The sequence below is a fragment of the Acidobacteriota bacterium genome, from assembly GCA_039030395.1.
Lineage (GTDB): Bacteria > Acidobacteriota > Thermoanaerobaculia > Multivoradales > JBCCEF01 > JBCCEF01.
Genome location: JBCCEF010000002.1, coordinates 419,344 through 432,126 on the forward strand (window position 1 = coordinate 419,344; position 12,783 = coordinate 432,126).

The 12,783-nt window shown below is 67.0% G+C and carries 10 protein-coding genes and 1 tRNA gene; 5 read left to right on the forward strand and 6 right to left on the reverse strand.

Translation table 11 applies throughout. The features are described from left to right. Positions 1-101 precede the first annotated feature (101 nt). The 6 genes from AAF481_04180 to AAF481_04205 all read right to left on the reverse strand — a co-directional run bounded on the left by AAF481_04180 (position 102) and on the right by AAF481_04205 (position 7,590). Positions 102-2,744, reverse strand: coding sequence for a tyrosinase family protein (locus tag AAF481_04180; GenBank protein MEM7480349.1), 2,643 nt, complete (start codon positions 2,742-2,744; stop codon positions 102-104). 126 nt (positions 2,745-2,870) lie between these two features. Next, positions 2,871-5,348 carry a primosomal protein N' gene (gene priA / locus AAF481_04185; GenBank protein ID MEM7480350.1) on the reverse strand — a complete coding sequence of 826 codons (2,478 nt, stop codon included), beginning with the start codon at positions 5,346-5,348 and terminating at the stop codon, positions 2,871-2,873. A 1-nt stretch (position 5,349) separates the two neighbouring features. Continuing rightward, positions 5,350-5,604 carry a PP0621 family protein gene (locus AAF481_04190; GenBank protein MEM7480351.1) on the reverse strand — a complete coding sequence of 85 codons (255 nt, stop codon included), beginning with the start codon at positions 5,602-5,604 and terminating at the stop codon, positions 5,350-5,352. Positions 5,605-5,642: 38 nt separating this feature from the next. Further along, the gene (locus AAF481_04195; GenBank protein MEM7480352.1) at positions 5,643-6,251 is read right to left on the reverse strand and encodes a tetratricopeptide repeat protein; all 609 of its coding nucleotides are present in this window, start codon (positions 6,249-6,251) and stop codon (positions 5,643-5,645) included. After that, positions 6,248-7,048: a hypothetical protein gene (locus AAF481_04200; GenBank protein MEM7480353.1), complete on the reverse strand. Its 801-nt coding sequence runs from the start codon at positions 7,046-7,048 to the stop codon at positions 6,248-6,250. Before AAF481_04200 ends, AAF481_04195 begins: the two co-directional genes overlap by 4 nt. Positions 7,049-7,053: 5 nt before the next feature. Further along, entirely contained in the window at positions 7,054-7,590 is a 537-nt protein-coding gene (locus tag AAF481_04205) for a CarD family transcriptional regulator (protein ID MEM7480354.1), read from the reverse strand. Between the two features lie 216 nt (positions 7,591-7,806). Between AAF481_04205 and AAF481_04210 the strand changes: the two genes are divergently transcribed. From AAF481_04210 to AAF481_04230, 5 genes are all read left to right on the forward strand, one after another. Further along, positions 7,807-7,893: transfer RNA gene (locus AAF481_04210), tRNA-Leu, on the forward strand. Between the two features lie 300 nt (positions 7,894-8,193). Next, a complete protein-coding gene (locus AAF481_04215) occupies positions 8,194-8,691 on the forward strand; it encodes a DUF1772 domain-containing protein (protein MEM7480355.1) in 498 nt (165 codons plus the stop codon). Between the two features lie 352 nt (positions 8,692-9,043). Continuing rightward, entirely contained in the window at positions 9,044-10,390 is a 1,347-nt protein-coding gene (locus AAF481_04220; protein MEM7480356.1) for an O-acetylhomoserine aminocarboxypropyltransferase/cysteine synthase, read from the forward strand. After that, on the forward strand, positions 10,387-11,508 hold the full coding sequence (metX, locus tag AAF481_04225) for a homoserine O-acetyltransferase (protein ID MEM7480357.1): 1,122 nt from the start codon (positions 10,387-10,389) through the stop codon (positions 11,506-11,508). Before AAF481_04220 ends, metX begins: the two co-directional genes overlap by 4 nt. After that, a complete protein-coding gene (locus tag AAF481_04230) occupies positions 11,505-12,758 on the forward strand; it encodes an aspartate kinase (protein ID MEM7480358.1) in 1,254 nt (417 codons plus the stop codon). The genes metX and AAF481_04230 overlap by 4 nt, the downstream gene beginning before the upstream one ends. Positions 12,759-12,783: the final 25 nt, after the last annotated feature.

Sequence of the window (12,783 nt, forward strand, 5' to 3'; positions counted from 1 at the left end):
GGGAGGTCAGAGCGCGCCCCGCCACCGCGCCCGGCGCGCCGGGCGCAGGGCCACCGAAGAGGGAAACTCCGCGGCGGCCCACGGTGGCTCCAGCCTCGCCGCTAGCGGCTGACGTGGATGCTGGTGTGCCCGGAGACTCCCACTACGCCGTTGTCGTCCACGGCTCCGATCTGGAACATGTACATTCCCGGCTGCTTCGGGGTGAAGCGGAAGGTCTGGGGACCTCCGCCCTCGACGCTGGCGATCGGGTCGTAGGCCTTCGAGGCCACCAGGTTGAGACCGGTGACAAAGGCGTCATCCTGTTTGACGTAGAGCGACACGGTCCGCACTTCTCGGCCGAAGGCGGGCTCCGTATCGACCTCGATCTCGACGGTCTCCCCGAGTCGCACGTGGGTGGCGACCCCGGGGCTCAAGATCACCGCATTGGGTGGGATGCTTTCGCTCACCAGCACCCGCGAGCGGGCCACCACCACTTCCCCGCTCTTGTCGATCTCGCGGGTGACGATGGTGTGCACGCCGGGCTCGTCGAAGACCAGGACTTCGTTGATCTCACCGGTCCGCTCGGTGACCTGCTTGCCGTCGACTTCGAGACGCAGCTTACCGCTCGGCCGGGCATCGAGATGCTGCCCGCGGACATCGACCCGGACGGGCTCTCCGACGGAAAGGTGCTGGATCTTCTCTGCGACCTCGGCGGCGAGCAGCCGGCGTTCGGCGGGTACGAGCCGCATCCGCAGGCCGACGGGCTCGACGTGCCCGGTGTTCAGGTCCCGCTGGATCTTGGCGAAATCGAAGGTGAATCTCACCCCGCCGATCTCCGGCCGGCTATCGCTCCCGGGTTTGACCAGATGCTGTTCGAGATCGAAGTGAAAGAGCTCCTTCTGTAGCTCTTCGGCTATGTCATCGCCGGTCAGGTCAACCGAGAACTCGGCGGTAAAGAACTCGTTCGGCTTTAGCGGGACGGTAAGCCGGGGTTCCTGTCCGACGACTCGCAGAACGTCGGTGCCCTCGCGGTTCGGGGACACTCGCAGGTCTCGCAGATCGCGCTGGTCAATGCGGGACAGGACATCGGCCGGCAGGATCAGGTCCAGGTCCGCGACCTGCGGCAGGTACGACCGCCGCTTTTCCGTGCGGTCGATGAGCAGCAGCTCGAAAACGGCATCCTGTTTGAGGAAGTTGCGTACCGTGGTGCCGGAAGTCAGGCGCAGCGCCGCCGGATCGTCGAGGTCGTCGACAATGGTCAGGTTCTTCCAGGCGACGTTGTTGTTGTTGACGGTATTGGTTCCGACGCTGGTGCCTTCGGCCACGGTCATGCCGAAGGGAAAGGTGGTCGACGTTTCAATCCGCGCCAGCAGGCAGAAGTGCCCCGCCTGACCGGCGCAGTCGAAGTCATTGACGTTGGGCGGATACCAGGGGATCTCCAGGATCACCGACTCGTCCGGCTGCAGGACCGGGATGTTGAGGGGCGCGTCGTCGTAGATCGGCGGGTACACCACGGAGCTGTGCTTCGACGTCTTGCTGTAGGCGGCAGCGCCGGTCCAGGGGGGCATGCCGGTGTCGCCGTCCCACGGGCTCATGTCTGCGTTGATTCGGACATTCGACGAGTCCGAGCCGTACACCGCCACCGGATCGAGCCTTGCCGGCAGAGCACCTTCGCGCTGCCACTTCGCCCACAGCCGGTCCACATTGCCGTGCAGAAAGAAAAAGAACGGGTCGTGCACCGCGGTGTTCAGGAAGCTGATCTGTCCTCCCCCGGTGAAACCGCCGATGTAGCCGTGGGCGCAGTCGTGGTTCGGCACTTGCTCAATGTCGTCCGCGAGGTTCGGATAGTTGCCGTTGCTCAGAATCGAAGTGTCGCTGTCGAATCCCGGGCAGAAGAAGCTGGTGGTACCCGCGACGTTGCGGGTCAGGGTCGGCGGCTGGAGGGGCGTCAACGGGTCGCCCACGGTACCGTTTGCCTCGCCCATGAAGCCGGTCAGGCCGGTGGTGAAAATGTTGTTGCCGGTGCGGGGGTCTTCCTGCCAGTCCCAGTACATCAGGGTGACCAGCGGGTTCGCCTCGCGCATTCGCTCCTCGTAGCGCGACAGCAGTTCGCGGTGCCACGGCAGGAACGCCGGGTTGCCGTGCTCGGGATTGCCCATGCCGGCGTGGATCGGGTTCTGCTTCTGCCAGTACTGAACGCCGTCGGAGTACTGGAACTGACTATCCGTGGCGATGTCGATGAGAGCGTCGCGGTAGGCGTCGCGCTCCGCGGAACTGGCGGCTTTGGCGTTGATGCGGGGCTTGGTGACCTCGATCCCCATCAGCCGATCCGCGCCGCAGGCAAACTGCACGTTGTCGACCCACTGCGCCGGCCAGGAGAGGCCCGTGCTGGCCTTCGACTGGTAGAGGCGCAGCCGCTCCGTCCCGAGGGACGGCTGGTCGCCGCGGTTGTGGATGCGGACGTAAACGTAGTTCGGTCGCCCGGTCTTGCTGTCCCGGTACTCGGGATTCTGGTGCCCGGCCGGTGTCCACGGTGGTGACGCCGTCGGGAAGGGGTAGGGGTCGTGGTTGGGGTCGGGCTCATGGCGCACCCAGATATCGGGGCTGAGGTAGATCGGCCCCGGGCCCGAGTATGGCTCCATGCCGTTGTCCGTCGGGGTGTCTCGGATGAAGAGATCCGACACCGCCAGGGCCTGGCCCGAGAAGAAGGTGGCGCCTATCGCGAAGCCGCAGATGACGCGGCGGAGAGTGGCTTTGAACCGCATATCGAACTCCTCTCGCTGTATGCCGCGCCCTCGCGACGCGGCACAATGAAATTTAAAAAATTGTGCTTAATTCAATATTAGTACAATTATTACTCAGCTAGGGGGGAAGGTCGGGGATTGGATCGGTTACAGCAGGTGCAGGGGATCTACATCGACGGCGAGGTCCACTGCTGGGGCATCTTCCAGCGCGGTTTTCAGCACCTCTCGGAGCAGCCGTCCGTTCGCGCCCCGCAGCAGGAGCTGGAAGCGCCAGCGATCCTTCAGCCGCTCGAGGGGTGCCGGGGCCGGGCCGGTCATGCGGAAGGTGCGGGAGCGGGAGTCGGCGATCACCCGCTCCGCGATCCGGCGCAGAGCGCCTTCGGCACGGCCGCGGTCGCGGTCTTTCGACAGCACCTGGATCATGCGGGTGAAGGGCGGATAGTGGAACTCCCGCCGGAAACGCATTTCCTCTCGGGCGAAGGCCGCGTCGTCGTGCTCGAGGGCGGCGCGGATGGCGTAGTGCTCCGGATGGAAGGTCTGGATCACCACCCGCCCCGGCCGCTCGCCGCGGCCGGCGCGGCCGGCGAGCTGCACCAGCAGGTTGTAGGTCTTCTCCACCGCCCGAAAGTCCGGAAAGCTGAGGTAAGTATCCGCCGACAGCACCACCGCCAGGCCGACGTTCGGGAAATGGTGGCCCTTGGAGATCATCTGGGTGCCGATCAGCACCCGAGCCTCGCCGCGGGCGAAGCGCTCCAGCACCGCCGCCGCGCCTCCCGGCCGCCGGGCAGAGTCGCGATCCAGCACTCCCACCGGCTGGTCCGGGAAGATTCTCTTGAAGTCCTCCTCCACCCGCTCGGTGCCGGCGCCGATCGGCTCCAGGGCCTCTTCGTCGCACTCCGGGCAACGCTCCGGCGCGCGCTGGCGGCCGCCGCAGTAGTGGCACTGGAGAGATCCTTCGCGGCGGTGGAAGGTGCGCGGCAAGCCGCACTGTTCGCAGCGCAGGTCCTCGCCGCAGGCGCGGCACAGCAGCATCGGCGAGTAGCCCCGGCGATTGCGCAGCAGCACCACCTGTTCGCCGGCGGTGAAGGACGCCTCCAATTCCGCCAACAGGCGGTCCGAAAAGACGATCTCGCCGGGTTTGCGGCGCGAACCGGGACCGTTCCTCGCCTCCTTGCGCAGGTCCACCAGGATGCCCCGCGGCAGAGTACCTTGCCCCGCCCGGGCGGTCAGCTCCACCCGCCGGGCCTTCCCCACCTCGGCGTTGTAGCGACTTTCCATGCTCGGCGTGGCGGAGGCAAGAACCGCCGCCGCGCCGGCGCGCCGGGCGCGCACCAGGGCGAGGTCGCGGCCGTGGTAGCGCGGCACGGAGTCCTGCTTGTAGGCCGGGTCTTGCTCCTCGTCGATCACCACCAGGCCAAGGCCAGCGAGGGGCGCGAAGAGAGCCGAGCGCGGGCCGAGGACCACCCGAGCGCGGCCGTCGCGGATGCGCTCCCACTCCTGGTGACGTTCCGACGAGCCGAGGTTCGAGTGGAGGATCGCCAGACGCTCGCCGTAGCGCTCGCGCACCGTCTGGCCGAGGGCCGGTACCAGAGCGATCTCCGGCACCAGCAACAGCACCGACCGGCCCTGTTCCAGCACCGCATCCGCCGCCCGTAGGTAGACCTCCGTCTTGCCGGAACCGGTCATGCCGGCAAGGAGAAACGGCGAGTAGGTCCGCGACTCCACCGCCGCCACCAAGGCGTCGGCGGCTTGCCGCTGGTCCGGTCGTAGGACGATCGTCGGCCGCTCCGAGGCGCCTTCTAGGAAATGCCGCTCCAGGTCCATGCGGTCCACCTGGGTGAACTTGCGCAGGATGCCGAGCTTGACCAGCCGCCGCACCACTCCGGCGCGGCAGCCGACGGCGGTGGTGACCTCCTCCACCGTTGCCGGGCGACCGATGGTGGCGAGGTGTTCGATCACCGCTTGGCCGGGCTTCGAGGCGCCGGCCGCCGCGAGCTGTTCGGCGAGATCCCCCGGCGGCAACTCCACGGCGGAGACATAGCGGGTGCTGCCGGCGGCCCGGCGCTCCTCCAGGCCCACTCGGCCTTGATCCCGCAACCGTTCGAGGAGGGCCGCCAGATTCGAAACCGGGGCCCGGGCGCGCAATTCCGAAAAGGCAATCCTCCCGACCTCCCGCAGGGCCTCGATCACCCGCCGTTCGTCGTCGTCCTTTGGCGCGCTTAGGGCGCCGCCGTCGGTCAACCACACCCGGCGGTTGCCCCACGGCGGCAGGTCCCCCACCACCATCGACCGCACCACCTCGCCGATCGGCTCCAGATAGTAGCCGGCGATGAACGTGGCGAGATCGAGCAATTCGGTGGTCAGCACCGGTTCGCGATCGAGCACCTGTGCGATGTCCCGCAGGCGCACCCCGGCCGGACCCTTCTCCGGCAGGCGGAGCACTACGCCCCGCAAGTTCCGTCGGCCGAGGGGCACCTTCACCCGCATGCCCGGGCGCAGCCAGCCCCGGGCGTCTTGCGGCACGGAATAGGTCAGCGCTGAAGGCACCGGTGCCATCACCGCGACCTCGGCAAAAGAGGCGGGAGCGCCGGAGTGGGCGCTCAAGGGATCGTCGGAGGGGGGCATCTCAATGCCCGGTGGAGCCGGCGCCGCAGTCCTGAGAGCAGTAGACCCGCCCCCCCTGGCGCACCATCCGGCCGGCGGGAATTCGCACGCCGCACCGGTTGCAGGCGACGAGCTGGTCGCTGACCTCCGTGAAGGGGCCCGGCGATGCGCCGTCGCGCGGCATGCGGTGACGCTGGGAGGTGTCCAGGGCCAAACTGCGCAGCCCGCGCCACACCAGGTAGAGCAGCAATGCGAGAAAGAGGAATCGGAGCAGCATCGGCTAACCGGTGGAGAAAACGACACCCATGGCGTGGGTCAGCTCGCCGTTTTGCGTTCTTCGATGCCCGTGGCCAGCCGCTCGACTTCCGGGCTGTCCGGGCGCAGGGTGCGGAGCCGATCCATCATCTCCTCGGCGTCGTCCCAGCGAGCCATGCCGAAGGCCAGCACCACGGTGCGGTTGAAGAGCGACTCCCAGTGATCCGGCGATAGCTCCTGGGCGCGATCGAAGCGCGCCAGGGACTCCTCGAAGCGCCCCTGGTTATAAAGGGTGACCCCCAACTCCGTCAGCACGTCCGGATCGTCCGGCCGCAGCTGCAGGTAGCGGACATAGCCCTGCTCGGCGAAGTCCCAGGCCTGGGCGTCGAAGTAGAGGTTGGAGAGTTCGTGCACCGCGTCGGCGTCGTCGGGGTTGGCACGCAGGCGCTCTTCGAGGCGGCGAACCTGCGCCATGAAGGGACCCTCCACCGGTTGGCCGTCGGGGGCGCCTCCGGCCTGCCCACCCGCCTGGGCCGACACCGCGGCCTCCATCGGAATGCGCGCCGGCTGGCGCTCGGCGATGGACTCGAAGAGGAAATAGGCGGCGACGAAACCGATCAGAACGCCGGCGAGCAGGGAGAGGGCGCTCTCGCGATGGAAAATGTTCACGGTGTCGAATCCTCAAGCGTTTCTTCGATCGGCCGGGCCGCTGTCCAGGTGCCGCCGCCGGGACCGCCGTCGCTCAGGATGGTCGGCTGCCAGGTGCCCTCCAGCGAATCGCCGGAGTTGGACATTTCGGCCTGGAAGATTCTGTCGAATCCGCGCACGCTGTCAACCCGCTCCAGCCGCAGCTTGCGATCGACGAAGGTGCCCTCCAGGGAGCCGGAGGTGCCGTTGCCGAAGGTGTAGGTGCCGGTGATCTCGGTGCCCCGCTGGCGCAGCAGGAAGGTGCCGTTGAGGGTAGCCCCCTGGTCCGATGGCGAGCCCGATCGCATGGTCACCCGCCAGCGGCCCTGGAGCGGCAGGTTTTCGCGCACCCGCTCTGCTCCCCGCTCCACCTGGTCCTGCAGGCGTTCGATTCGGCGCAGCCGTTCGTCGATCCGCCACCATAGACGGTCGAGGGTGTCCGTCGCCACTCCCAGCTCGTTGCGCGCCGTATCCACCGCCTCGCGCAGGGCCGGCAGGGTGTCCAACTGGATGGAGTCTGCCCCCAGTGCCGCCACCAGGCGCCGCTCCCGTGAGTCCGTCGCCGACCGGGCGGCGGCGACGTCCCGCTGGGCCTGGGCAAACTCCGTCAGATCCTCCGCTAGCAGCTCGTTCTCCAGCCGCAGCAGGCTGGCATCCATCGCCCGAACCTGGGCGACAGCGGGTACCGCCAAGGGCAGCAGGATCAGCAGGGCGAAGGCACGAAAAAAAGGCCGCCCGCAGCAGCGAGCGGCCTTCTCTCCGGATGTGGTGCGCACCACGGTCGTCAGCTCGCCTTTTTGGCTTCGGCCTTGGCTTCGGCCCGTTCGCGCTTCTCCAGGCTGGTGGTCAACGCGTCTTCGACCTGCTCCTCGGCCCGGCGCTCGGCGATGTCGCGCACGTGGGCGACCTCGCTGACGATGAAGTACTTGGCCCGCTCGAACATCTTCTTCTCGCGAAAGGACAGGCTTTTGCGCTGGCTCACCAGGCGCAGGTTTTTGAGCACCTCTGCCACCTCCGTGAGATGGCCGGTCTTCATTTTGTCCAGGTTCTGCTTGTACCGCCCCTTCCAGTCCTTGTAGGTGTCGATATCGCCGTCCTCGAGAATCCCCAGGAGCTTGTCGATCTCCTCGACGGAGCACAGGGGCCGCAGCCCCACCAGCTCCAGATTCTCCTCCGGCACCATCACCTTCGAGTTATTGGAAAGGAGACGCAGGAAGTAGTAGGTCTGTTCCTGCCCGTCGATGACGCTGGGCTCGATCTTCTCCACCACCCCCACGCCGTGATTCGGGTAGACCACTTTCTGTCCGGGCTTGAATTCCACGTTTCCCTGACTCCCCTCTTGCGCTTCAACTGTATTTTGGCGCAGCTTAAGTATCGGTAGGCTCGGTAAGTCCTCAAGTACGGTAAGCTCCTGAGACACTTACACTTAGTGGGGAAACTATACGCCATTTTGGCCGATTTGTCAACCTCCCGGAGGCGCCCTTCTTGACACCGCCCGTGCCCGCGCCTATGCTGCGGAGTCCTTCCGTTGTCCATTGCCGGAGTGGCGGAATTGGTAGACGCAGGGGACTCAAAATCCCCCGCCCGCGAGGGTGTGCCGGTTCGAGTCCGGCCTCCGGTACCACGCCCAATGACGATGTGAGCTGCTGCAAGCGCATCCGGCCTCCCTGAGTAGGCCATCAGGTGCAGGATTCGGCCGCTTGTATTCGGTTCTCGCGGCTGCTTCGTACCTCGATTCTTGTCCTGCAGGTTCGACCATCACGGACGCTCTCTTCAGCTTCGCCATCCGCAACACTGCCCACCTACGTCCTAGCGGGCGCCCCCCCTGCGGGAGGGAGTGTGACAGGAGCAAGGCGAAGGAACGGATTCGGGCAGTTAGAGTAAGGTGACAGTCAGACCTTCCACTCCAGAGGCAGGAGACAGAATGGACATCTTTCACATCGCTCTAACCCTAGCCACGTTTCTGTGCTCTTTGGTGGCGGGATTCCTTTTCGCCTTTGCGGTGGTCGTCATGCCGGGGACCGGCGAGCTGAACGACCGCGAGTTCTTGGCTGCCTTCCAGTCGATGGATCGGGTGATTCAGAACAGCCAGCCGGTCTTCATGCTGGTCTGGGTGGGCTCCGTCGTCGCTCTCGTGGCGTCCGGCGTCGCCGGCTTTCGACGGCTGATCGGACCTGAACTGGTCCTTCTCCTGGCCGCGCTGGTCGCCTATCTCGTCGGCGTGCAGCTCCCGACTCTGGCGGTGAATGTGCCCTTGAACAACCAGTTGCAGACCTTGAACCTTTCCATCCTCGACGAGCCGGCCCTGGTGGACGCCAGAAACGACTTCGAACCACGCTGGAATCGGTGGAACATCGTCCGGACCGTCTTCGCCTCCTTGACCGCGGTGATGCTGATTCTTCTGGTGCTGCACCTCCGATGAGGCGGAGTCGAGGTACGCGTCGTGATGAGACCTATTCCTCACCTTGACACACTACATCTACACTTATACGATTTCGCGCATGAGGTCCCGTGGTGAAGTTCACCGGCTCGCGTTGCGCGCTATCCCGTCGTCGGCGATTCGGGCCGCGAGGGGCTGCACCTGTATGTGCCTTGCCATGGGCAATGCACGCTGCGGGTGAGAGCCTCTCGAACGATCTAGGAACGACTTCCACGAGAACCTTTTTCGACCCGCAACGGCGACGCCGGAGCGGGTTCTTGCTTTTCAGGAATTCTCCCCGTCGCGCGAAGTCCCACTGACTGCGAAGGCGGTTCGCCCGCCGAGGAGAAGAATGATGAGCGATTCCAACCCTCCCGCCGATCCTAAGGCGGGCTACCGCTTCGAAACGCTGCAGGTTCACGCCGGCCAGGAACCGGCGCCAGGCACCAATTCCCGGGCGGTGCCGATCTACCAGACGACGTCCTACACTTTCGACGACTCGGCCCACGGCGCCCGCCTCTTCGCTCTCGAAGAGTTCGGAAACATCTACACCCGGATCATGAACCCGACGACGGATGTCTTCGAGCAGCGCATCGCCGCCCTCGAAGGCGGTGTGGCGGCGCTGGCGACGGCCAGCGGCCAGGCGGCGCAGTTTTTGGCGGTGACGAACATCGCCCAGCAGGGCGACAACATCGTGTCGTCCAGCTCGCTCTACGGCGGCACGTACAACCAGTTCAAGGTGACCCTCCCCCGGCTAGGGATTGACGTGCGTTTCGTCGAGAAGCACGACGACCCGGAAGAATTCGAGCGCCTGGCCGATGACAACACCAAGGCCTTCTTCGTGGAGACCATCGGTAATCCGGGCTTCGATGTGCCGGACTTCGAGGCCCTGGCCGAGGCCGCCCACCGGCGCGGCATTCCGCTGATTGTCGACAACACCTTCGGCGCCGGAGGCTATCTCTGCCGGCCGCTGGAGCACGGGGCGGACATTGTGGTGGCGTCGGCGACCAAGTGGATCGGCGGCCACGGCACTTCGATCGGCGGCTTGATCGTCGACTCCGGGCGTTTCGACTGGGGGAACGGCAACTTCCCGTTCTTCACCGAGCCCTCGCCGGGCTTCCACGGCCTTTCCTTCTGGGACACCTTCGGCTTCGACGGCCCCTTCGGCAACATCGCCTTCATCATTCGGGCGCGGGTCGAGGGACTGCGGGACTTCGGGCCGGCCTTGTCGCCCTTCAACGCCTACAACTTTGTGCTGGGCCTCGAAACTCTTTCCCTGCGGGTCCAGCGCCATGTCGACAACGCCCTGGCCCTCGCTGAGTGGCTGGACGACCACCCGGCGGTGTCCTGGGTGAGCTATCCGGGGCTGCCGCAGCACCCGAGCCACGAGCTGGCAAAGTGCTACCTGAAACACGGATTCGGTGCGGTGCTGTCCTTTGGAGTGCGGGGCGGCGCCGAGGCCGGGCAGCGGTTCATCGACAACGTCAGGTTGGCGAGCCATCTGGCGAATGTCGGCGACGCCAAGACGTTGGTGATTCAGCCGGCCACCACCACCCATCAGCAACTCTCCGTCGAAGAACAGGCGGCGACCGGAGTGACTCCCGATCTGGTTCGGGTGTCCGTGGGCATCGAGCACATCGACGACATTCGGGAGGATTTCGACCAGGCTTTCGAGGCCGCGGCGGGACGGCAGGTGGCATGACCGGGGACCGCGGGAGCGGTCCCGCGGCAGACCTGGCGCCCTTCCCCGTGTCGGCCGCCACCCAGGTCTTTGATCTGCCGCGGGGTCTCGAGCTGGAGTCCGGCGAGCGGTTGGCGCCGCTACGGGTGGCCTACCGCACTTGGGGAAGCCTCGATGCGAGCGGCTCGAACGCGGTGTTGGTCTGCCACGCGCTGACCGGCGGCGCCGACGTCGACACCTGGTGGCCCGAGTTGCTGGGCGAGGGCCGGGCCTTCGATCCGGCGCAGGACTTTGTGATCGCCAGCAATGTCCTCGGCGGCTGCTACGGCACCACCGGGCCGGCGAGCGAGCGCCCGGACGGCGGTCCTTCGCCGGCCGGGCGCTGGGCCAACCGCTGGGGCCGCGACTTTCCGGACGTCACCATTCGCGACATGGTGCGCCTGCAGGCGGAACTGCTGTCCCATCTGGGAGTCGAGCGCCTCGCCCTGGTGATCGGCGGCTCGATGGGCGGCATGCAGGCGCTGGAGTGGGCGGCGATGTTCCCGGAGCGAGTGGCGGCGCTGGCGCCGCTGTGCGTTTCCGCCCGTCACTCGCCCTGGTGCATCGGTCTGTCGCGAGCCCAGCGCCGGGCGATCGAAGCGGATCCCGCCTGGCGCGGCGGGGTCTATCCACCGGAGGATCCGCCGGCCGAGGGCCTGGCCGTGGCGCGGATGATCGCGCAGTGCACCTACCGGAGCTGGGAGAGTTTCGAGCGCTTCGGCCGCGACCAGCGGCGGCCGGGCTACTTCGAGGCCGAGAGTTACCTGGACTACCAGGGAAACAAGCTGGTTGGGCGCTTCGATGCCAACAGCTACCTCACCCTCACCCGCTCGATGGATTCGCACGACCTGGGACGCGGACGGGGCAGCGTGGCGGCGGCCCTGGCGGCCATTCAGCAGCCGGCGCTGGTGGTCTCCGTGGACAGCGATCTGCTCTATCCGCCGCGCGAGCAGGAAGAGCTGGCGGCGGGCATGCCGCGGGCGGAGCTGGCGGTGCTCTCGTCCCTTCACGGGCACGACGGCTTTCTCACCGAAGGAGCGGTTCTGGGCGAGCGTTTGCGGCGTTTCCGCGCTCGCCTGCGGGACCGGTCGGCGGCATGACCGGGCCGTCCCCTCGGGTGCTGAAGTTCGGCGGCTCGTCCCTCGCCTCGACGGAGGGTCGCCGCAACGCCCTGGCGATCATCGAACGGTCCTACCGCCGCGGACCCGTCGCAGTGGTGGTCTCCGCTCTGGGCGGGGTGACGGATCACCTCGCCGCCGCCGTCGAGATGGGAGGCCGCGGCCTCGACGAGGCCCTGCGGGCAGTGCATCTGCGGGCGTTGACCGAATCCCTCGGCGCGGCCCCATCCGACGCCGTCGCGCAGCCGCTAGGCGAGCTGTTCGAGGAACTGAAGGAAGTGCTGCGGCGAGAGCCCGAAGACCTGCGCAGGCGCGAGTCTCGAGATCGGGTGTTGTCCATCGGCGAGCGCGCCTCGGTGACCGTGATGGCTGCCCTGCTGGATACCGCCGGCATCACGGTGACGACCTCTGACGAGGCGCCGATCCGCACCGACTCGACCTTTGGCAACGCCCGGCCCCTCGCTATGCCCACCCGAGAGTTTCTCTTGCCCCTGGCGGCACAAAGCTTCAGCTCCGGCTCGGTCCTGCTTCTGCCGGGTTTCCTCGGGGTCGACCGGCGAGGCCGCCGGACGACCCTTGGCCGCGGTGGCTCGGACTACTCCGGGGCACTGGTGGCGGCCGCCTTGGGGGCGGAGCGGCTGGAAATCTGGAGCGATGTCGACGGCCTGTTGGCGGCGGACCCGCGCTGGGTGCCGCGGGCCGCGACGCTGCCGGCGGTGTCCTACCGGGAGGCGGAGCAACTGGCGCGCTTCGGGGCCAAAGTCCTGGACCGGAGGACGCCGCGGCCGCTCAAGAACCTCGCAATCCCGATCCACCTGCGCAACACCTTTCGGCCGGCCGCTCCGGGCACGCGGGTGCTGGACGGTCCCGACCGCATCCAGGGCCTCGCCTTGGCGACCTGTCGAGCCTACTTCCAGAGCGATGGGCCGGACGACGGCGCTCTCGTCCTCTTCCGCCCGAATGGCGAGGCGGTGCGGGTGCGCACCCTCGAAGTGCAGGCGGCTAGGAGCGGACCCCGGACGGCGGTGCCGGTGTCTCTCCTCGCCGCCCTCAGCTCGCCTTTCGGAGGACCGGAGCTGAACGAAATTCTGGCGCGGGTGGGGGTGACGCCGCTCGCCGAGAAAGGCGGCGGCGTCCACCTGATGCTGCTGCCGGAAAACGATCTGCCGCGCGCGATGGTCGCCCTGCACCAGGGCGCGGGTGCCTACTTTCGCAGAAGGAAGGCTTCCTAGGACTGTGACTCGCTCCAGCCCGCGG

Excerpts from the sequence above, each read along its gene's own strand:
- AAF481_04180 (MEM7480349.1), bottom strand. The coding sequence starts at position 2,744 with ATGCGGTTCAAAGCCACTCTCCGCCGCGTCATCTGCGGCTTCGCGATA.
- priA (MEM7480350.1), bottom strand. The coding sequence starts at position 5,348 with ATGCCCCCCTCCGACGATCCCTTGAGCGCCCACTCCGGCGCTCCCGCC.
- AAF481_04190 (MEM7480351.1), bottom strand. The coding sequence starts at position 5,604 with ATGCTGCTCCGATTCCTCTTTCTCGCATTGCTGCTCTACCTGGTGTGG.
- AAF481_04215 (MEM7480355.1), top strand. The coding sequence starts at position 8,194 with ATGGACATCTTTCACATCGCTCTAACCCTAGCCACGTTTCTGTGCTCT.
- AAF481_04220 (MEM7480356.1), top strand. The coding sequence starts at position 9,044 with ATGAGCGATTCCAACCCTCCCGCCGATCCTAAGGCGGGCTACCGCTTC.
- metX (MEM7480357.1), top strand. The coding sequence starts at position 10,387 with ATGACCGGGGACCGCGGGAGCGGTCCCGCGGCAGACCTGGCGCCCTTC.
- AAF481_04230 (MEM7480358.1), top strand. The coding sequence starts at position 11,505 with ATGACCGGGCCGTCCCCTCGGGTGCTGAAGTTCGGCGGCTCGTCCCTC.